The 19,358-nt window shown below is 38.1% G+C and carries 13 protein-coding genes, 23 tRNA genes and 2 rRNA genes; 32 read left to right on the forward strand and 6 right to left on the reverse strand.

Annotation, left to right across the window (positions count from 1 at the left end; all coding sequences use genetic code 11):
- From C1724_RS00005 to C1724_RS00125, 25 genes are all read left to right on the forward strand, one after another.
- Positions 1-173: ribosomal RNA gene (locus tag C1724_RS00005) — 23S ribosomal RNA — on the forward strand; the annotation flags it as partial.
- Positions 174-359: 186 nt separating this feature from the next.
- Positions 360-476, forward strand: a 5S ribosomal RNA gene (rrf, locus tag C1724_RS00010).
- Between the two features lie 53 nt (positions 477-529).
- Positions 530-604 (forward strand) — tRNA-Glu (locus C1724_RS00015).
- 4 nt (positions 605-608) lie between these two features.
- Positions 609-684: transfer RNA gene (locus C1724_RS00020), tRNA-Val, on the forward strand.
- Positions 685-689: 5 nt separating this feature from the next.
- Positions 690-765: transfer RNA gene (locus tag C1724_RS00025), tRNA-Thr, on the forward strand.
- Positions 766-785: 20 nt separating this feature from the next.
- Positions 786-858, forward strand: a tRNA-Lys gene (locus tag C1724_RS00030).
- 7 nt (positions 859-865) lie between these two features.
- Positions 866-946: transfer RNA gene (locus tag C1724_RS00035), tRNA-Leu, on the forward strand.
- Between the two features lie 77 nt (positions 947-1,023).
- A tRNA-Gly gene (locus C1724_RS00040) sits at positions 1,024-1,098 on the forward strand.
- 8 nt (positions 1,099-1,106) lie between these two features.
- Positions 1,107-1,195, forward strand: a tRNA-Leu gene (locus C1724_RS00045).
- A 7-nt stretch (positions 1,196-1,202) separates the two neighbouring features.
- Positions 1,203-1,279: transfer RNA gene (locus tag C1724_RS00050), tRNA-Arg, on the forward strand.
- 3 nt (positions 1,280-1,282) lie between these two features.
- A tRNA-Pro gene (locus C1724_RS00055) sits at positions 1,283-1,359 on the forward strand.
- A gap of 25 nt (positions 1,360-1,384) precedes the next feature.
- Positions 1,385-1,457: transfer RNA gene (locus C1724_RS00060), tRNA-Ala, on the forward strand.
- Between the two features lie 19 nt (positions 1,458-1,476).
- Positions 1,477-1,550: transfer RNA gene (locus tag C1724_RS00065), tRNA-Met, on the forward strand.
- Positions 1,551-1,563: 13 nt separating this feature from the next.
- A tRNA-OTHER gene (locus C1724_RS00070) sits at positions 1,564-1,643 on the forward strand.
- Positions 1,644-1,650: 7 nt separating this feature from the next.
- A tRNA-Ser gene (locus C1724_RS00075) sits at positions 1,651-1,743 on the forward strand.
- Between the two features lie 167 nt (positions 1,744-1,910).
- Positions 1,911-1,984 (forward strand) — tRNA-Met (locus tag C1724_RS00080).
- Positions 1,985-1,987: 3 nt separating this feature from the next.
- A tRNA-Asp gene (locus C1724_RS00085) sits at positions 1,988-2,064 on the forward strand.
- Positions 2,065-2,108: 44 nt separating this feature from the next.
- A tRNA-Phe gene (locus tag C1724_RS00090) sits at positions 2,109-2,181 on the forward strand.
- Between the two features lie 16 nt (positions 2,182-2,197).
- A tRNA-Tyr gene (locus C1724_RS00095) sits at positions 2,198-2,282 on the forward strand.
- Between the two features lie 39 nt (positions 2,283-2,321).
- Positions 2,322-2,397 (forward strand) — tRNA-His (locus C1724_RS00100).
- 19 nt (positions 2,398-2,416) lie between these two features.
- Positions 2,417-2,491: transfer RNA gene (locus tag C1724_RS00105), tRNA-Gln, on the forward strand.
- 10 nt (positions 2,492-2,501) lie between these two features.
- Positions 2,502-2,575 (forward strand) — tRNA-Cys (locus C1724_RS00110).
- A 20-nt stretch (positions 2,576-2,595) separates the two neighbouring features.
- A tRNA-Gly gene (locus C1724_RS00115) sits at positions 2,596-2,669 on the forward strand.
- 11 nt (positions 2,670-2,680) lie between these two features.
- Positions 2,681-2,757, forward strand: a tRNA-Ile gene (locus C1724_RS00120).
- 20 nt (positions 2,758-2,777) lie between these two features.
- A tRNA-Asn gene (locus C1724_RS00125) sits at positions 2,778-2,852 on the forward strand.
- 800 nt (positions 2,853-3,652) lie between these two features.
- On the opposite strand, the gene C1724_RS00130 is transcribed toward C1724_RS00125, so the two are convergent.
- The gene (locus C1724_RS00130) at positions 3,653-4,189 is read right to left on the reverse strand and encodes a flavin reductase family protein (protein ID WP_102344736.1); all 537 of its coding nucleotides are present in this window, start codon (positions 4,187-4,189) and stop codon (positions 3,653-3,655) included.
- Between the two features lie 244 nt (positions 4,190-4,433).
- Between C1724_RS00130 and C1724_RS00135 the strand changes: the two genes are divergently transcribed.
- On the forward strand, positions 4,434-4,646 hold the full coding sequence (locus C1724_RS00135; RefSeq protein WP_102344737.1) for a hypothetical protein: 213 nt from the start codon (positions 4,434-4,436) through the stop codon (positions 4,644-4,646).
- A 462-nt stretch (positions 4,647-5,108) separates the two neighbouring features.
- On the opposite strand, the gene C1724_RS00140 is transcribed toward C1724_RS00135, so the two are convergent.
- Both C1724_RS00140 and C1724_RS00145 read right to left on the reverse strand, forming a co-directional pair.
- The gene (locus tag C1724_RS00140; protein WP_258000241.1) at positions 5,109-6,338 is read right to left on the reverse strand and encodes an IS110 family transposase; all 1,230 of its coding nucleotides are present in this window, start codon (positions 6,336-6,338) and stop codon (positions 5,109-5,111) included.
- A 549-nt stretch (positions 6,339-6,887) separates the two neighbouring features.
- A complete protein-coding gene (locus C1724_RS00145) occupies positions 6,888-7,808 on the reverse strand; it encodes a glycosyltransferase family A protein (RefSeq protein ID WP_102344738.1) in 921 nt (306 codons plus the stop codon).
- Between the two features lie 757 nt (positions 7,809-8,565).
- Between C1724_RS00145 and ltrA the strand changes: the two genes are divergently transcribed.
- The 4 genes from ltrA to C1724_RS00165 all read left to right on the forward strand — a co-directional run bounded on the left by ltrA (position 8,566) and on the right by C1724_RS00165 (position 14,751).
- Positions 8,566-9,336 (forward strand): group II intron reverse transcriptase/maturase, encoded by a 771-nt coding sequence (gene ltrA / locus C1724_RS25935; RefSeq protein WP_258000242.1) that lies wholly within the window; start codon positions 8,566-8,568, stop codon positions 9,334-9,336.
- Positions 9,333-9,674: a group II intron maturase-specific domain-containing protein gene (locus tag C1724_RS25940; RefSeq protein ID WP_258000243.1), complete on the forward strand. Its 342-nt coding sequence runs from the start codon at positions 9,333-9,335 to the stop codon at positions 9,672-9,674. The genes ltrA and C1724_RS25940 overlap by 4 nt, the downstream gene beginning before the upstream one ends.
- Before the next feature lie 387 nt (positions 9,675-10,061).
- On the forward strand, positions 10,062-10,439 hold the full coding sequence (locus tag C1724_RS00160) for a hypothetical protein (RefSeq protein ID WP_102344740.1): 378 nt from the start codon (positions 10,062-10,064) through the stop codon (positions 10,437-10,439).
- Between the two features lie 472 nt (positions 10,440-10,911).
- On the forward strand, positions 10,912-14,751 hold the full coding sequence (locus C1724_RS00165; RefSeq protein WP_180994062.1) for a DUF5050 domain-containing protein: 3,840 nt from the start codon (positions 10,912-10,914) through the stop codon (positions 14,749-14,751).
- A gap of 81 nt (positions 14,752-14,832) precedes the next feature.
- Here the strand turns inward: C1724_RS00165 and C1724_RS00170 are convergent, their stop codons facing one another.
- From C1724_RS00170 to C1724_RS00180, 3 genes are all read right to left on the reverse strand, one after another.
- Complete coding sequence (locus C1724_RS00170; RefSeq protein WP_102344742.1) at positions 14,833-15,261, reverse strand: helix-turn-helix domain-containing protein; 429 nt, start codon at positions 15,259-15,261, stop codon at positions 14,833-14,835.
- A gap of 17 nt (positions 15,262-15,278) precedes the next feature.
- Complete coding sequence (locus C1724_RS00175; RefSeq protein WP_102344743.1) at positions 15,279-15,809, reverse strand: DUF6932 family protein; 531 nt, start codon at positions 15,807-15,809, stop codon at positions 15,279-15,281.
- Positions 15,810-16,012: 203 nt separating this feature from the next.
- Positions 16,013-17,188 carry an ROK family protein gene (locus tag C1724_RS00180; RefSeq protein WP_102344744.1) on the reverse strand — a complete coding sequence of 392 codons (1,176 nt, stop codon included), beginning with the start codon at positions 17,186-17,188 and terminating at the stop codon, positions 16,013-16,015.
- 248 nt (positions 17,189-17,436) lie between these two features.
- On the opposite strand from C1724_RS00180, the gene C1724_RS00185 reads away from it, so the two are divergent.
- Positions 17,437-18,282 carry a transketolase gene (locus C1724_RS00185; RefSeq protein ID WP_102344745.1) on the forward strand — a complete coding sequence of 282 codons (846 nt, stop codon included), beginning with the start codon at positions 17,437-17,439 and terminating at the stop codon, positions 18,280-18,282.
- The gene (locus C1724_RS00190) at positions 18,279-19,334 is read left to right on the forward strand and encodes a transketolase family protein (RefSeq protein WP_102344746.1); all 1,056 of its coding nucleotides are present in this window, start codon (positions 18,279-18,281) and stop codon (positions 19,332-19,334) included. The genes C1724_RS00185 and C1724_RS00190 overlap by 4 nt, the downstream gene beginning before the upstream one ends.
- The last annotated feature ends 24 nt before the right edge of the window (positions 19,335-19,358 follow it).

Raw genomic sequence — 19,358 nt, forward strand, 5'->3', positions numbered from 1 at the left:
TGTGGACGGGATAAGTGCTGAAAGCATCTAAGCATGAAGCCCCCCTCAAGATGAGATTTCCCATTACTTTAAGTAAGTAAGATCCCTCAGAGATGATGAGGTAGATAGGTTCGAGGTGGAAGCATGGCGACATGTGGAGCTGACGAATACTAATCGATCGAGGACTTAACCAAGTAGAAAACCTGAAACGACTGTTCAGACTCGATGAGCAAATGTTCTTCCGACGAAGAAGTCGATAGACTTCCCGAGGAGGAAGGTTATTTGATCTCGAGAGTTTAGGAGTGGAAGGTGGACAATTACCTACAGTTTATGAATGCTTGTTATCTAGTTTTGAGGGAACAATCCTCAAATATAATATGTTTGGTGACGATAGCGAAGAGGTCACACCCGTTCCCATTCCGAACACGGAAGTTAAGCTCTTCAGCGCCGATGGTAGTTGGGGGCTGTCCCCCTGTGAGAGTAGGACGTTGCCAAGCTAAGCCCTTTTTGGGGTAATTATTTTGTCTTTTTAGATATGAACTTTCACAATGGCCCGTTGGTCAAGCGGTTAAGACACCGCCCTTTCACGGCGGTAACACGGGTTCGAATCCCGTACGGGTCACCAAATTGGAGGATTAGCTCAGCTGGGAGAGCACCTGCCTTACAAGCAGGGGGTCGGCGGTTCGATCCCGTCATCCTCCACCATATTTGCCGGTGTAGCTCAATTGGCAGAGCAACTGACTTGTAATCAGTAGGTTGGGGGTTCGATTCCTCTCGCCGGCACCACTTTTTTTAGATAATAGTATGAGCCATTAGCTCAGTCGGTAGAGCATCTGACTTTTAATCAGAGGGTCGTAGGTTCGAATCCTACATGGCTCATCATTTTGCGGGTGTGGCGGAATTGGCAGACGCACTAGACTTAGGATCTAGCGCCTATGGCGTGGGGGTTCAAGTCCCTCCACCCGCACTTTAAAATAAAGGAACTCCGACTAAGATCGGTCACGTCCTGTGACCAACGTCGAAGTCAGTACAACCTGTACAAGCGCGGAAGTAGTTCAGTGGTAGAACACCACCTTGCCAAGGTGGGGGTCGCGGGTTCGAATCCCGTCTTCCGCTCCAAAAGTCCTGCCGGGGTGGTGGAATTGGCAGACACACAGGACTTAAAATCCTGCGGTAGGTGACTATCGTGCCGGTTCAAGTCCGGCCCTCGGCACCATTTAAATGCGCCCGTAGCTCAATTGGATAGAGCGTCTGACTACGGATCAGAAGGTTATGGGTTCGACTCCTGTCGGGCGCGCCATTTCGGGAAGTAGCTCAGCTTGGTAGAGCACTTGGTTTGGGACCAAGGGGTCGCAGGTTCGAATCCTGTCTTCCCGACCAGCTCGGAACAATTTCATTCCATTATGGGGCCTTAGCTCAGCTGGGAGAGCGCCTGCCTTGCACGCAGGAGGTCAGCGGTTCGATCCCGCTAGGCTCCATTTATTTTTTTGCCATTATGGCGGTGTAGCTCAGCTGGCTAGAGCGTACGGTTCATACCCGTAAGGTCGGGGGTTCGATCCCCTCCGCCGCTATAAAACGTTTAATGGACCCTTAGCTCAGCTGGTTAGAGCAGACGGCTCATAACCATAACCGTCCGGTCGTAGGTTCGAGTCCTACAGGGTCCATTTATATGGAGGAATACCCAAGTCCGGCTGAAGGGATCGGTCTTGAAAACCGACAGGCGGGTTAAACCGCGCGGGGGTTCGAATCCCTCTTCCTCCGCCATTTAAAAAAATAGTATTATCGCGGGGTGGAGCAACGAGCAATACATCCGTGAATTAACTACGAGTTGTCCCGACGCATTAACATCTTTGAATATACGAGAAGAGGAAGGGACAGTCCTATTTTCTACAGATCCTTAAGCAAGTACAAAATTTTTATAATATTATTGTCGCGGGGTGGAGCAGTCCGGTAGCTCGTCGGGCTCATAACCCGAAGGTCACAGGTTCAAATCCTGTCCCCGCAATTTGGTCCGGTAGTTCAGCTGGTTAGAATGCCTGCCTGTCACGCAGGAGGTCGCGGGTTCGAGTCCCGTCCGGACCGCCATCTTTATATCAGTAGCATTTCTGCTGTTAATATAGATTTTTTTTGGCTCGATAGCTCAGTCGGTAGAGCAGAGGACTGAAAATCCTCGTGTCGGCAGTTCGATTCTGTCTCGAGCCACTTTTTATTTTTATATGGAGGGGTAGCGAAGTGGCTAAACGCGGCGGACTGTAAATCCGCTCCCTGTGGGTTCGGCAGTTCGAATCTGTCCCCCTCCACCATTTAAAGAAAATACATATTATTTTAACCTAAAACAAATGGCGGTTGTGGCGAAGTGGTTAACGCACCGGATTGTGGCTCCGGCATTCGTGGGTTCAATCCCCATCAATCGCCCCATCTGTATTATGAATTTTATTGGGCTATAGCCAAGCGGTAAGGCAACGGACTTTGACTCCGTCATGCGCTGGTTCGAATCCAGCTAGCCCAGCCATCTCTGACATGGCAGCATAGCCAAGTGGTAAGGCAGAGGTCTGCAAAACCTTTATCACCGGTTCAAATCCGGTTGCTGCCTCCAATTAATATAAAACTCCTTTTGCGGGTGTAGTTTAGTGGTAAAACTACAGCCTTCCAAGCTGTTGTCGTGGGTTCGATTCCCATCACCCGCTCCATTTTAAATTATGGGCCTATAGCTCAGCTGGTTAGAGCGCACGCCTGATAAGCGTGAGGTCGATGGTTCGAGTCCATTTAGGCCCACCATATTTTTAAATCATAGTTGTTCCGCAGTAGCTCAGTGGTAGAGCATTCGGCTGTTAACCGAACGGTCGTAGGTTCGAGTCCTACCTGCGGAGCCATTTTTATTTTGAGCGAAGTATTAAACGAGGTTGTAGCTATTTTATTATATGGTGCGCCTTTAGCTCAGCAGGATAGAGCAATGGCCTTCTAAATCGCGGCCGTGGTGCCTGACCCCCAGTTAGCTAAAGTGTTAAGCGTTAGTGTGCTAAAGGGAAATAAATCTGTCTATCGAAAAGACTTATAGCAATAATAAGACGAGTTAATCATTATAGATAATGAGCAACTCGTCTTTTAATATTTTCAAAGACTAGAATAACAAGAATGGCTACAATCAATCTAGCAAATATATAAAGCGAATGGGCGGTTGACGCCCCCTGGAAGAAAGGGGGTGTTCAACATGGTGACATACGACGCAATGAGTATGCCATTTCAATTTGGCATTTTCTTAGCTGCAACTTAAACAGCAGATAGCAATCTCTCAATCGTCACCAATATAGACAAAAAGTAACCGCCTGTTCCTCAGACTGATAAAACAATACAACGTTAATGTGAGTGATAACAACTATCGTAATGTTCGTCATACAGAGAAAAAAGTAACCGCCTAGCCTCCGACCATAGAGTAAGGTAGTTACTTTTTAAAATTACTTATTTACTTTGTGGTCAGCCGCTCTTCATGCGGCATGTAGTTGTTTTGACTGAGTGATAGCAGCACTCAGTCATTTTTATTATATGTAATTATGGATTGTTTTGTAAAACTCCATTTCTGTAGCAAGGAGATTTTGATTCCGGCGTGGTGCCTAACCCTAGAACTTTAAAGTGCCAAAGTGTTAGGTAGGGGCATAAGTCGTCCCCTTGATTCTTATAGGTTGAAACCTTTAAAAGGAAGTGTGATTGGTCCTTTTCGATGGTGCTTTCTCTCTTTATCCGCGATATATTCTACATTCAGTGTTTTCTTTTCAGGATGTAAAGCTTCCCCTGCAACTATATCACCGATTGCAATCACAAAATCACCATTGTCCAGTAATGAAGAAAGCTTACAATCAAAGTAAGCAACAGCATCTTTTAAAATAGGGCAACCTGTTTTAGCGTATATAAATTTATCTTTGCCTATTTCCTCTATCGTTTGATCGCCTGAAAAGAAGTGGTCTGTCATTTCTTCTTGGTCAAATGCTACCATACTTAATGCCCATACACCTGAGCGTTTCATGATATCAGTGCCTTCAAATTCCTTTGGAAAGCAAGTTAGCATACGAGGGGGTTCATGGGAACATTGTGTTGTCCAGCATCCAAAATGGAAATGTGCACGTTTTCCATCTGAAGTTGAAACAAAAAATACACCACGAGATCGTAAATCGTAAATGGAACTATAGGGGTCAAAATCTTGTCTTGAATCCACTTAATCGCCTCCATAATTGCAAACTAAATTATCTTCTATAATTATTATGATCCAGGTTCAGACCTTCATACTAATAAATTGGGGTGGTGTTACCTGCCACCGAAGAATGTAGATGCTTGTTTGCATTTCTTAAAGGTATTGGGTCTAATATTTGTTGTCATTTTAGTTGAAAGAATATGAATATTCTATAATGAGGTGGTTGGTTGTCGCTCTTCTTTCTGTTTAAGGAAAGGAGGTGATAATAATGGAAACATTTCTTGAAATCATTCGTGAAATTGCGAAAGGTATTGTTCGTGAGAGTGCAGCATACATCTTTCGTAAAAACGTAATCGATAGTAAGAAAACCACCCCGCTCCGTAGCAAGCAAAAGGGTGGTTCTCATAAAAATATAAATAACATTGACAACAATTTAATTTTTTCTGAGATCCAGAGGGGACAGCGTATAATGGTAAATTAGTCAAGGGACATTTTATCTAAAAAAGGCCGACCTTAAGTAAAACCTACAAATTCCATTTTTTGTAAAGTTCAACTATCACAGAAAAGTATATAGAGCTCCTCTAGAACGTGAAAGGATCTTGCTTTTTTCATCCTACAGAGATACTGCCTAGCGATATAAACTTTGATTTTCACGTATTATTCGTACTTATAGGACAAGATCCATAACGCTGTCCCACGAGGTCATTAGCCTCAGGTTCGATGACAATGTGATTTAACGTCCTAGAGGAGCTCCATTTTTCTAGTAAAACAAGTGTTAGTAGAGTGATTTTTTTATGACAACTAATCTTTTAACTATGCTGATAGGCCACTTGATAACGAGACGTGCTTTTCATAGTACTTTTTTACATTTTTAGTTCGTAGCTTTTTGCTTAATTCTTTTAATAACACATAGTTTTCTTGTCTTGTTTGGTATAAAGTTTGATTACGAATCATTGAAAAGGCTAGACGAATCATTCGATTTCCAATGGCAATAGGCTTGACCGGTTAATTTACCTCTTTCTTTTAAAGCTAAATATTTCTCCTTCATTTCAGGATTGTTGGTAGACAAGGATTTTCCCACTTGATATACAATATTCCTAAAAGGTCTCCTCCCTTGTTTAGAAATACCATAATACGTCGGTTTTCTACCGCCGGATTGTTTGACAATCGGATTCGTCCCTGCCATCTTTATAAGTTGCCCCGCGTGAGTGAAATCGGAGATTTCCCCCATTTCTGCAAACAATTCAGCCCCGGTCACAACCCCAATACCTGGTACACTAAGAATCATTGCACCTTCTGTTTCTACGAACAAATCTTCAATCTTTTCCTCTAAGACCTTGATCTGTTCCTTTAATAAATCCAATCGATCAAGTTTTTGGGTCAGAAGAAATAGTTCCACTTCCACATGGTCTTTTGATTGAGAAATGGATTCTTTCGCAAACTCTACTAAGGTCTTTATACAATCGTCTCTTAATTTAAGGTTTTCACGAATAGATAGTTTGCGTAAGCCTGCCTCTCCAAGGGCTAGTATATCGCTTGGATGCGGGTAGTTTCTCATCATGAAGAGGGAGGCTTTACCAAATAGATCAGAAAAGGGTTTTATATGTTCACGCTTTCCCTTAATCCATATACTTTTTCCTTGGTACTCCCTAAAAATATGGTCCATGTGCATACGTATAAGATTCTGCGTCATGGTTTGTTCGTTTACCAATTCACGACGAGCACGTGTTAACTTTTGTAAAGTGTAAACTTTACCAGAAGATAGTTCACTAGACGTCCCTCGACCATGAAGGATAGATTGTACAATAGCCATAAGATCTAAATTATCTGTTTTCGCCCAATTTAAGAGCGCTTGTCGTTCTTGTGCGGTTGTGGCTGCATTTATGATGCGTACATGATAACCTATAGTATGACATCTCCGTACCAGGTCCTCGTAATAGTGCCCCGTTGTTTCAATACCGACAATCACTTTTTCTTTCCCATGTTTCTCTTTTTCAATTTCAATGATTCTTTTAATAGCGTCAAATCCCGTCATGGATGCATCAAACTCAAAAGGTTTAACAAGTATATCCCCATAAAAGTTACAAACCATTGCCTTATGAGTAAATTTAGCTGCATCTATTGCCACGACTAATAAGTTCTCAGTTCCTATGTCTTGCAAAAATTGTGCCATCGACTTCCTTTTTTTCCTTGAATATGATTCAATGATGTATATACCATCGTTTTCATCTCCTTTGGTCGGGATAGTAATTTGGAAGTTCTGTGATAGGTACTTCTATTTTACAATGAAAACGGTGGTCTTTTTATTGTTTTTGAACTATTTACTATACTAAGTCCATTGGACCAGAGGGTGGAAGGGTCACGGGACAAGAATTCTGAACAAAAATAAGAAGAGAGATATCTCGTAGATTGATATGGGCCAACGGATGAGCTGACCCCCCTGGGCTAAAACTAAAATCAATTTCATCATGAATTAGTGTAAGGATATGACTTTCTGGAATTTTAGAGTATAACAATGAGATGCTTAAATGCATATCTTTGTCTTTAAGTATAGAAAAAACCCCCTTTGGTAGTAGTTCGTCGCAGTTCATTTCTACCAATTTGGGAGTTTTTACTGTGTATTGCTTACATACTTTTGTTGAATTTCCTGTTTATTTGGTGACCCTCATTGACGGTTCCTAGGGCCCAACCTTTGGAAGGAACTGGGTCCCTCGCATTTGACTTATTTATTCTTGTCTAATAAAAATATTAAAGAGCCCAGGGGTAGTGTCATAATCCACAGAAGATACGCTAAAGCATTATTCAATTTTTTCCCCTGATAAAATATGCCTTTATTAGTATGAAACCCAAATCTACTATAATGTATTGCTGAACGAATAAATTCTTTGGGGGCATATTTAATATACTTTATCTCGTCATTAAGTATCGACAGATGCCATAAATAATGTCCATATGCATGTTTCGCAGGAGATGATTTGGTTAGCTGATTATCGTCTCCGGTGATGTAGATTCGCAATTTCTCATTTATAAACCTTGTTTTGTACCTCTTAGCTATCGCACTCCATACTATACTTTCTGGAATAAACTTTTCTCCTTCAAAGACAGGAAAGGGAAAATCTTGTAATACTTTAGTTCTTTGAAATCCCCACTTTTCCCCTTTGACTTTATATTTATATCTAATCTCTAATGAATCTGAATCTATAACATTTTTCGGGAATAATGAACCAACAACTTCTCCGTATTCATTAATACATAGACTAGTTACTGCTGAAAATCTAGGTTTTTCATCTTCAGGTATGTTATCCCAATGATATTTTAATCGCTCCAGCGCTATTGGAACGCACTCATCATCGGAATCAAGTGTAAGAAAGAATTCACCTTCTGCTTCTTTTACCCCTCTATTAAAAGCAACATGTTTCCCTTGGTTTTTTTGATAAATATATTTTATATCAATTATATTATCTTGAATCCAATTTTTAACTACTTTATTTGTATTATCAATTGAACCATCATCCACGATTAGCCACTGAAAATCTCTTATAGTTTGTTTTTTTAAACTTTCATATACCCTATTTAAAGCATTTTCTCGGTTATAAGTGGGTGTAAAAACAGTAAATGTATATTTATACTCTTTTGAATCCAAAAAATCACCTGCTTTCTACAACTTACTTAACTTCCCAATGGTTTGTGCATTACTAACCAATATTTGGCAATGTATTACTATAAGCTTTTTTAGATACTCTTTATAGATAGTCTTAAAATCTCCCTATTATTCATTACCCTTCCAAATTCAAACGTTTTATGACTAATTTGGAAGTACTATAATTGAAATTGAGCTACACTTAATTCGTTTAATCTTTGGAATATCTATAAGAATTTAAGGTTCTCAATTAAACTTTGCTCTTGTAAATACAAGATTTAAGCACAACTTTTTTATGAATATTAATCACAATTTATAAAAGCTTATATTAATATATCAAATCCCTAATATATCAGCAAACATCATTTGTATTTGTCGAGAACATGCGGAAGGTTCTCGTGTTTGCGTGCGCCCGGCATGGGCTATAACTTGGTGGTGAAAGTCCACTACAGGCTTGGCAGTAGGAACTGTTAGCCAATGACAATGGTGTCCACCGTGAGGTGGAATCTGAAGGAAGTCTGAGGCAAAATCCCGAACTGACGACCAAAAGATGGCTACCTATGAAGAGATAGGTTGGAAACCGAAGGGTACATAGGAGCGCGTAGGGGTGCCAACATGGATATGAAAGAACAAGATGGTATCGATTTAATCAATAAAGTTATTGCAGATGAGAACAATTGGAAAGCGTATGAAAAAGTGAGAAGTAACAAAGGAGCCCCCTGGAGTTGATGGGATTACCGTATACCAATTAAAATCACATATGGAAAAATACTATCAACCTCTTAGACAGAAACTAAAGGAAGGAACATACCAACCCCAACCTGTCAAAAGAGTTGCCATTCCTAAAACTGATGGTTCCAAAAGATATTTGGGCATACCATGTGTATTGGACAGAGTGGTACAACAAGCCATCCACCAAGTAATCGAACCAATTATAGACCCATACTTCTCGGAGAAAAGCTTTGGTTTTCGTAAAGGCAGAAATGCCCACCAAGCAATCCAACTCGCCGAACAATACTATCAAGAAGGATACAGAGTAGTAGTGGACTGTGACTTGAAGAGTTATTTCGACACAATCCATCACCAAAGATTGAGAGCATTCCTAGAGGAATTTATCTCAGATAAAATTGTGCTTAAATTGATTTGGAAATTCCTCCGTTCAGGCATTCTGGATAAAGATATCTATATTGAAACAACCGAAGGAGCGCCGCAAGGTGGTCCATTATCTCCTATTTTAGCAAATGTCTATCTGAACAAATTAGATAGAGAACTGGAAAGGAGAGAACATCGTTTCATTAGATACGCGGATGACTTCGTCATTTATGTCAAAAGTAAGCGAGCTGGCGAAAGAGTAATGGATAGCATCGCAACTTACATTGAAGAAGATCTTGGATTAATCATAAACCAAAAGAAAAGTAGAGTCTGTGGTGCAACCTCATCCACATTCCTTGGGTTCAATATACAAAACCTCATGGGAAAGTCGGGTGCCGACCAAGTAGGTCGGCAAAACAACGGTTCGAGAATAAATTGAGAAAATTAACTAGTCGAAAACGCCCGGGTGAATTTGAGGAAATTATCAAGGAAATAAACCAAGTAACCATCGGGTGGATTAACTATTATGGGATTTCTCGAATGAAAAAGTTCATTTCAGATACTCAGGGATGGTTGAATCATCGGTTAAGACAACTCATTTGGAAGAGATGGAAAAAACCAAAGACTAAGTATAGGATGCTTCGGAAATATGGAATCAATCATGACGATGCCATGAAATCAGCTAATTCCCGCAAAGGATATTGGCGTATTTCAAGAAGTCAAATCCTACACCAAGCGATAACAAAAGAAAGACTCAACAAAGTGGGGTCTGAATGATATTTCCCAACTTTATGAGTCTCGATACTTAAAAGGTTGACCCGCCGTATACGGAACCGTACGTACGGTGGTGTGAGAGGTCGGAGGTTAATCACCTCCTCCTACTCGATTTGTAAAAATTATATAAATTGGCGTGCTTTTAGTAAATCTATCGATTACATTGGGAGCACTGTTCCTGGAGTGGATGCGCTAAAAAACTTAGGGGTAAAAACAGTTTAGTTTGATTTAGAAAACCTTACAATAATAATGCGATTCTAAAAGCGTTGTTGATTCTATTTATGCCTAACAATATGTTAATTAATATTTCTTAAATAGTATATGTAGCATTTCCTCGAGTAAGGTATAATGGTATTGTTATACATATTTTGATATTTAAGGGTGATTATGATGGGATGGCAAGATTTTATTAATAGCAACCCAGTAGGTAAAGTTTTCAGCAAGGTTGCCACTTCTACTCTTGATAGTGTGGATAAAGTGGTACAAAATGAATTTGATAAAGTGGAACGTAAGATTGATTCGTTTGATAAAAAGGGGCAGGCTTTAGGTGGTGCAATTGATAATATTGGTAATACCGCAAAAAGAATAAAAAATTATGGTATGGATCGTAATCATTTAGATGAAATTTATGAGAATAAGAAAATCATAGATGAAAACTTGCCAACGTTTATGAAGAAATCTAAAACTTATAAAAAAGTTAGTAAAGTAGTAGAAACATCTAAAAAAATTACCGACACGGTAGATAAAGTAAATGAACTAAAGAAATAGTAGGGAACATGGGAACGGTTCTCATGAATGATATTCCATGTATAGAGGGAACAGAAGAAACGTCCCCGTGATTACCCAGAGATTTCACCAAAAACGAAAAAGTATGCACTTTTATGGGGGGGATTGTTTAAACGCCAAACTGAACTATACCATGAAAGGCATACTTTTTTTGTTAAATGATTGTACCTTGGAAAAACTCAAAAACCAGAAATATAGGTCTCCAACGCCATGAGCCTAAGCCACTTACTAATTTTTTAGAGATAAATAGGCTCATAATCACATTCAAAGAGGAAAGGGGCATCTCATCAAAGACTTGCGAAGGAACGTAAGAACCGTCCCCATGCACCCCCGTGGGAACGTGAGAACCGTCCCTATGTTCCATTTTACCTATATTTTTTCCGTAATTTTAGAAAAAACCCTCTATTTGGCATATCTTTATGCTACTATAAGATTGGTTAAGGGGGAGGTTATTATGTTTTTTCGTAAGCTTGCATCGAAAAGTCTTATAAAATTTTTAGTAATTGGAATGCTAGTCTTATGTTTTAGTCATTGGGCTAGTGCAGATGAAGGTGATATTCTATATAAAATCGGGGATCGTAGAGTTGAACCTGGGTCCTATGTTGAGATAAATAATCTAGAATGGCAAGTGGTTGGCGATAATATGCTGCTACTAGCTGAAAATCTTAATATTAATATGCAATTTGATGCGAATGAGCATCATACATCCTATAGCAAATCTGATATTGAAGAATATGTAAATAATCAATTTGTAGCCTATTTGGGTAATGAGAAACATTATATTGAGAGTCTAAGTTTAATAGATTCATACCATTGGAAACAAATCAAGGATGTGATTGGTAACCCAGGATATGAATTTTGGACCAGATCTGTTTACCCAACTTACATCAATTACTTATTTGATTATGTAACAGCTGACGGTTTTGTTATGGCCCAAGCACCTTATTTAATTAGTGGTGTTCGACCTGTTGCCTATTTAAATGAAGGTATTTTTACCTCACATGGCTTAGGAACGAAGGAAAGTCCATTTGTTTTAACAGATGCCATCCATGAAATAGGCGGCCAAAAAGTAGGTATGAATGCTATGGCACAGTATAATGGACGTCAAGATGTTGTGTCAGATCTGATCGATACATTTAATGAGCATTCATATATTGTAAGTGGTGACGGTACTAGTAATAGTCCATATATCGTTACAGATCTTCAATATAAATTAGGTTATGAAAATGTGGAAAAAGGGTCCTATGTTGCACTGGGCGGATATGTTTGGAGAGTGATTGGAGATAATTACCTTATTACCACAAGTAATAATGACAAACAGTCTTTTCATTCACTATCCTATACGTCGCTTGAAACTAATAATTATGAGCATTCGTTCATTAGGGGTTATTTAAATGGCGAATTCTACGAAAGTCTCGGGCAAGATGCAGTGTATGTTACAAATAACACTTGGAACATAGGTCATGAATGGGCTGAAGAATCGCAACAAATTCAAGATTATGTTAGTTTGATTAGCTACAAAGAATGGCAGCGAAATAAGTCGATTGTGGGGACATTTAGAAAAAATTATTGGCTTAGAACGCCTGTTTCTACAGATACGATTCAATTTTGGAGTGCAAGTTACTCTAATTTATATCCTGCACACCCGGTCAATACGTATGGAGTTCTACCAACCATTGTATTGAATCGTGAGATTGTTATAGATGAGGGTACTGGAACAAGTAGTGCTCCTTACAAAATTAAATCTCTAGCTGATTTTGACAAAGAACATGCTATAAATGAAGCGATAAATTCCATAACCACATTACCAACTGTTGAGGAATTGGTTATAGAAGATCATGATGAATTAGAAAACTCAAGGGCGTTAGTAGATGCTGCTTACTCTTTAGGTGCATCAGAATCTGAGATTACCAATCTAGAAAAATTAACTCAACTAGAGACGAGAATGGAAGAGTTAGTGGCAGCAGCTGGATCCAATGATGCCGCGCTACTAAATATCAGTTTGAATGGTGAATCAATCAAAGGGTTTTTACCAGATCAATTTCATTACATAGTTGAGTTACCTGTTGGAACTACCACTATACCTGAAGTGATTGTAGAAAAATCGTTTGAAGGTAGCGCTGTAGAGATAATAAAACCTTCCAGTATTTTTGGGGAAATTGAAATTGCAGTAACCGCCCAAAACGGTGTGGATAAGAATATCTATACTGTTGAAATATATGCTAGAGGAAATACGACGGGAAATATTACTAACGGCGGTCTTCTTGTTGAACAGGGCGACTGGATTTACTACTCTAGTGCATTGAATCATGGCAAATTATATAAAATTAATAAAAATGAAACAGAAAAATATAAACTAAGCGACGATAAGGTAAGCTATTTAAATATTATTGGCGATCGGATTTATTATAGAAATGAGTCTGATGGCGGTAGAATTTATAAAATAAAAACAGATGGAACCGAGCGTCAGAAGTTAAATGAAGATTCCTCTTATTACTTAAATGTAGTTGGAGATATGATTTATTATTCTAATGATTCTACTGGTTATGCGATTTATAAAATGAAAACAGATGGCACAGGGGCCATACAATTAAATAATGACTTTTCACACGACATTGTAGCATATGAAGGTTGGATTTATTATACCAACTATAGTGACGGTGGCAGTCTATATAAAATTAGTAGCGATGGCAGCACTAAGGTTAAGCTTAATGACGATGAATCCTTACATTTAGTTATCGATGACGGCTGGATATACTATAATAATTATTCTGATGGTAAAACCCTACATAAAATGAACCTGAAGAGTCAAGAAGATACTCAATTAATGAGTGAACACATCAGAAAAATTAACGTACACGGCGACTGGATTTACTACCAAACCGAATATACAAGAATTAACCGAGTAAAAAAGGATGGTAGCGGAAATCAGAGCTTAACCAACTATAATTCTGAGCAACTATTTCTGACTGATGATTGGCTGTATTATATGCAATTTTATTCATTTATGAAAATACAAAACAATGGAACAGGTGAGCCGCAAGATTTTGATAAAAGTAGTATTGCGACCCTATCATCTATTAAAATAAATGGAAAATTAATTGAGAATTTTTCCTCTGATTTATATAGTTATGAGTTTGTACTACCTTATGGTACTAGTGAGGTACCAAATATCGATTTTGAAAAAGTTCAGTATAATGCAAAAGTTGAAGTTATACCTGGCGAAAGTATTACAGATGGTGTCATCCTCAAAGTGACTGCTGAAGATGGTATTAGTAAGAATACATACAAGATTTCTTTTAGTGTAGATGAAAGTTTTCCAACAGCAGAAGTATCTTACAGTGATTTACATGTAACGAATGAGGATGTAGTAGCAACATTAATCGGTGAGGGGATCACCGTAATAAATAATGGAGGTAGTTGGAGCTACACGTTTGCAGAAAATGGTGAGTTTCTATTTGAGTTTGAAAACGAACATGGAAGCAGGGGTACTGCGTTGGCAAGCGTGAGCAATATTGATAAGGAAATACCAACAGCAACGCTTGATAATAACATTGTAGAGCCGACAAACGGTTCGGTAGAGGTAACGCTCATTCCGAGTGAAGACGTAACAGTGTTAAATAATGAAGGAAGTTTCACGTATGAATTTACGGAAAATGGCGAGTTTACGTTTGAGTTTGAGGATGTGGCGGGGAATGTGGGAACAGCGGTTGCAACGGTAAGCAACATCGATCGCGAAATTCCGAGAGTAGAACTGGAGTACAGCACCGAGTCTCCAATAAACGGTTCGGTAGAGGTAACGCTCATTCCGAGTGAAGACATAACGGTTTTAAATAATGAAGGAAGTTTCACGTATGTATTTACGGAAAACGGCGAGTTCACGTTTGAGTTTGAGGATGCAGCGGGGAATGTGGGAACAGCGGTTGCCACGGTTAGCAACATCGATCGCGAAATTCCGAGAGTAGAACTGGAGTACAGCACCTTAGAGCCGACGAATGGTTCTGTAGAGGTAACGCTAATCCCAAGTGAGGACGTAACAGTCGTAAATAATGAAGGAAGTTTCACGTATGAATTTACGGAAAACGGTGAGTTTACATTTGAGTTTGTGGATGCGGCGGGGAACCCAGGAACAGCGGTGGCAATAGTAAACAACATTGAAGAAATCCCCGTCCTGACTCAATATGACCGAAATGGAGATCAAGTCATTGATATATATGACATTGTTGAAATTATACAAGAGGATCCATCCATTATCCCAGACTTAATTGAGGTTTATGGAGAAAAAATAGCATAGATGTTTATTTGAAACACGGGGACGGTTCTCATGATTGTTTTCTCTAGAAAATGGAAACACGAGAACCGTCCCCATGTGTTTCTACGCATAGGTTCTATCTGTATAAAATTTAACTTGGACATTTAATATTTTTGCAACACTTTTTAATTTTTCAAACGTAGCTCCCCGATACTCATTTCTTTCATCCCTTGAAATCTGTTGAGGGCTGACCCCAAGTTTATCTGCAAGTTCTTTTTGTGAAACCCTACTCCAAATTCTGCAAGCAATTAAAAATCTACCTAAATCATCGCCGAAATCATCATATTCAAATGTGCCATTAAGGTAACGTTCATATTCATTAATGTCATCTTCTAGTTTTTTTATATTCATATAAGGGATTCCAATTACTTTATTGATTTGTTCAGGTGTGAATCCATCATTCATAAGCATATTCTGAAAATTATCTAGATCCTTTTTAGCTTTATCTAAATCTTTTTTAGCTTTTCTATAAGCCTCATCACTTTTAATCATCAACAACACCTCCCGCGTTATTTTACAAGCTTTACAATCCCTTTTTTTCGGTAAGTTTCTTTTTGTTGTCTAAAGGCTTGACTTATTTTAAGATTATTACTACCACTTTTATCAAATATACCAGATTCTAAACCGCATTCAGGCCACAAATCCACGTGGTATTTGTGCCAAATTGCAAATCTCGTTTTTCCATTTTTAGTAATAAGATCATCCTTACCCAATCCCCAATTTTCTTCGGGATTAGCTTTTCGCAACGCTTCTTCGACTTTTCCTTGTGAAAAATCCTTAAATCCACATTCGAAATAGCAATCAATATCCTCTGGCGAAGCTTTATCTTCAACAAATGAGCCGTCAACAAATATTTTGTCAAATCCAGCATTCCATACTTGATTCGCTACAATCTCCAATTGGTTGACCAGGTATAATCTGCGTTCTTTATCCCAAGGGATGTATTCACCAGTAGTAGGGCCATTTACTAAAAGTGAGTTTCTTAAACCATCAATTGTTAAAGTATAATCTTTATCTAATACTCCGTATTTAAATTGCATTATTAGTATTACCCCCGAAAACAACAATATACAATTACGTTAATTAACTTTTAAGTTAATTATACTCCTAATTATCTTAATTTCAATATTTTTACAGTTTAATTTTAACTACTTGAATATGTAGAGAAACTCATTGAGTTTTTCGTTAATCATCATGAGAACCGTCCCCATGATTACCCATGATTATGTCCCCCTGGACCGCTTTAAAGTTTATATAGTGTATCAAACAAAAGTGATGCTACGCCTGATACTTCAAACATGCCGTCATCGCTTGCTTTACTAATGTAAATACTACTATTAGAATGGTGATTTCTTATACTCTGTAATACATGGTTAAAATAATCATCAAATCGATTAATAAGTGGACCGTTTAGTACAATTTGATCAGAGTGAAGGATAGTCGCTAAATTTGCCAAGCCAATCCCAAGATATTTTGCTGACTGTAGCAGGATATCTTGAAGTTCATCATATTCCTCTTCAATAAACTGTAGTATTTCAGGAACCGAAGAGATATCTATAGTAGATTCGAAGTTTGGAAACCTTTCTTTTATTTCCTCTAGTAAGGAAAATAAAGAAGTGTAAGTAAATAAGCATCCCCTTTTCCCACATTTACACGGTTTCCCATTCGGTTCAATGATCATATGATTATAATCATGTCCGCCATTTTTATTTGGAAAAGTTAATTTACCATCTATGATGACACCAGCACCTGAAAACCACCCAGAAATAAAGTATAGAATATTATTGAATCGAAACGAGGTAGATTTATAAGCTCCATAAACAGAAACATTTGCAGTGGCCTCTAAAATATAGTGTGTCGGAAATTCCTCATTTAAAATTTCAACGATTGGAACATTAATCCACTCTGCTGCTAAAAATTGTTCAGGGTTAATAATCACACCTTTGTTTGGATCTAATGGCGCAACAGAGCCAATTCCAATACCGAGAATATGTTCTATAGACAGATTATGTTTTTTTAATAACCCTCGAATGATTCGCTTAACCTCGCCAATAACTACTTCTGGAGTATGGATTTTAGTCATTGGAAACGAAGTAGATTCTATCGGTTTAATAGAAAGGTTAAATAAAGCAACATTCGTATAAGATCTACTTATATTAATTCCGATAATATAACTGTGACATTCATTAATTTGGAATAGAATCGGAGGGCGCCCGCCGATCGATTCTCCGAGACCGCGATTAATAATTAAATCATCTTCCAAAAGCTTTTCAACAAGTCGGTCGACTTTATTTCGAGACATTTTTGTTTTTTCAGTAATATCAATTTTTGAAATCGGTCCAGATTGTAAGATTAAATTATAAATAGTTTTTAATGATTTATTTTTTATAGAAGTATCTTGAAAAAAATCAATAATCATTATGTAACATCCCTTTCTATCTAAAAGATAAAAAAATTATCATTAATTTTCAATATTGTATTGAAATTTCAGAAAAATGAAATTATAATTAGGGGCAACCGGTTGATTTTTCTTTTGGTCACTTTTTACTAAAATAGTATAAAGTCATTATATAACAAAATATTGATAAGTGGTTTTTTTTCTACACTTTTTACTAAAAAAAGATAAAGTGTAGAATGGAAGATGAATCTTTATAAGGAGGATACTAAATGAATAATAGTATTGCAGAAAAAAAGCAGATTTCAATATCAGCGTTAAAAGATTTTGTGTATCGAATTAAAAAATCCGTTCTTCAAATGGGGATTTCAGCAGGGGGTGGCTATATTGGGCAGGGCCTAGGATCTGCAGAAATGATTGCGGCTCTTTTTTGTAAAGAACTTCGGTTAGATCCAAATGACACTTCGAATCCAAATAGAGATCGTTTTCTGCTTTCAACAGGACATTATGCGATATCGATTTATGCAGCAATGGCGGAATTAGGCTTGATACCTAAAGAATTATTGAAGTATTATAGCGCCGATGGCACAACACTTGAAATGATAGGCTCTGAAATAACACCAGGCTTAGAAATAGGTGGTGGTTCATTAGGGCAAGGTCTTTCAAGAGGTGTAGGCCATGCGTTATCTGCAAAATTAAGAAAATATTCATGGAATACTTACGTCTATATGAGCGATGGTGAATTGCAAGAAGGTCAAGTGTGGGAAGCGGCAATGGTAGCCGCACATCATAAATTAGATAACTTAGTATGTGTCGTTGACTATAATGGCTTGCAAATTGAAGGTAAAGTAGAAGAGATTACTAGTATGGATCACATGATTCAAAGATGGCAAACATTTGGTTGGAACGCTAAGAGTATCGACGGTAATAACTTAACAGAAATCATCGAAGCCCTTGATAGTGTTGAAAAAAATGAGAAGCCTACTATTATCATCGCGAATACGGTAATTGGAAACGGCATCTCATTTTTGCATGGCAGAGAGGATGTCCATTACATAAAGTGGACCCAAAATGATCATGAAACAGCACTAAAAGAATTAGAGGAGGCATACCAATGAAAAAAATTTTAGATGCAGTTCTGTATAATGGAAAGCAAGATGTCCAATTTATTGATAATGTATATACAGATGTTATTCATTCTCTTGGGCAAAAATATGACGATGTGGTATGTTTAACGGCAGATATGACACATTTACTTGAGGTTGATGTATTTCGAGATAGCTTTCCTGATCGGACATTTAATGTAGGCGTAGCCGAACAAAACATGGTTGGCGTTGCAGCTGGAATGGCACAAGCGGGCGAGGTTCCTTTTATCCATACGTTTGGATGTTTTTTAACAAGAAGATGTATGGACCAGGTTGTAAATGCAGTAGCTTATCCTAAATTTAATGTAAAAATGGTTGGAGTAATGCCTGGAATTACAAGTCCAGGAGGACCTTCACACCAAGCGATCGATGATATCGCATTAATGAGAAGTACGCCCAATATTACAATTATAGATATTGGCGATGCTGCTGAAGTTCGACAAGCGGTTGAAAAAGCGTATGAAACGAAGGGGCCCGTTTATTTACGAATGAGAAGATCTAAACAACCTTTACTGTTTGATGATAGCAAATATGAATTTGAAATTGGGCAAAGTTATCTACTAAGAGAAGGAACTGATGTAGGAATTGTAACGTCTGGATTGATGACAGCACGTGCAATTGCCACAGCTGCTTTGTTAGAAGAACAAGGAATTAGTACCAATATCCTTCATGTACCAACCATTAAACCAATTGATGCAGAAGGCATCATAGAGGTTGCAAAGTCTAGTAAAGTATTAATCTCTCTAGATAACCATAATGTAATTGGCGGATTGGGAAGTGCAGTCGGAGATGTGTTATTAGATTATAATGTAAGAATTCCTTTTTATAAAATTGGTGTACCTGATGTATTCGGTAAAGCCGCTTCAGAAGCCTATTTATCTCGAATGTTCGGTTTTGAGCCAAAACAAATTATGCAAACAGCTATAAATCTACTTGATGGAAAAGAAAATCCACAATGTGTAGAAGAAATGGTAAAAACAGCTATTGTCCAAGGTGGCGGCTGGGAAGAAGAGTGGAAGAACTAATTACATGATATTGAAGAAAAGAGG

The sequence above is a fragment of the Bacillus sp. Marseille-P3661 genome (genome assembly GCF_900240995.1).
GTDB lineage: Bacteria > Bacillota > Bacilli > Bacillales > Bacillaceae_J > OESV01.

Coding starts and splice junctions, on each gene's coding strand:
- ltrA (WP_258000242.1), top strand. CDS start 8,566: ATGGAAAAATACTATCAACCTCTTAGACAGAAACTAAAGGAAGGAACA.
- C1724_RS00185 (WP_102344745.1), top strand. CDS start 17,437: ATGAATAATAGTATTGCAGAAAAAAAGCAGATTTCAATATCAGCGTTA.
- C1724_RS00170 (WP_102344742.1), bottom strand. CDS start 15,261: ATGATTAAAAGTGATGAGGCTTATAGAAAAGCTAAAAAAGATTTAGAT.
- C1724_RS00175 (WP_102344743.1), bottom strand. CDS start 15,809: ATGCAATTTAAATACGGAGTATTAGATAAAGATTATACTTTAACAATT.
- C1724_RS00190 (WP_102344746.1), top strand. CDS start 18,279: ATGAAAAAAATTTTAGATGCAGTTCTGTATAATGGAAAGCAAGATGTC.
- C1724_RS00180 (WP_102344744.1), bottom strand. CDS start 17,188: ATGATTATTGATTTTTTTCAAGATACTTCTATAAAAAATAAATCATTA.
- C1724_RS00140 (WP_258000241.1), bottom strand. CDS start 6,338: ATGGCACAATTTTTGCAAGACATAGGAACTGAGAACTTATTAGTCGTG.
- C1724_RS00165 (WP_180994062.1), top strand. CDS start 10,912: ATGTTTTTTCGTAAGCTTGCATCGAAAAGTCTTATAAAATTTTTAGTA.
- C1724_RS00135 (WP_102344737.1), top strand. CDS start 4,434: ATGGAAACATTTCTTGAAATCATTCGTGAAATTGCGAAAGGTATTGTT.
- C1724_RS00160 (WP_102344740.1), top strand. CDS start 10,062: ATGGGATGGCAAGATTTTATTAATAGCAACCCAGTAGGTAAAGTTTTC.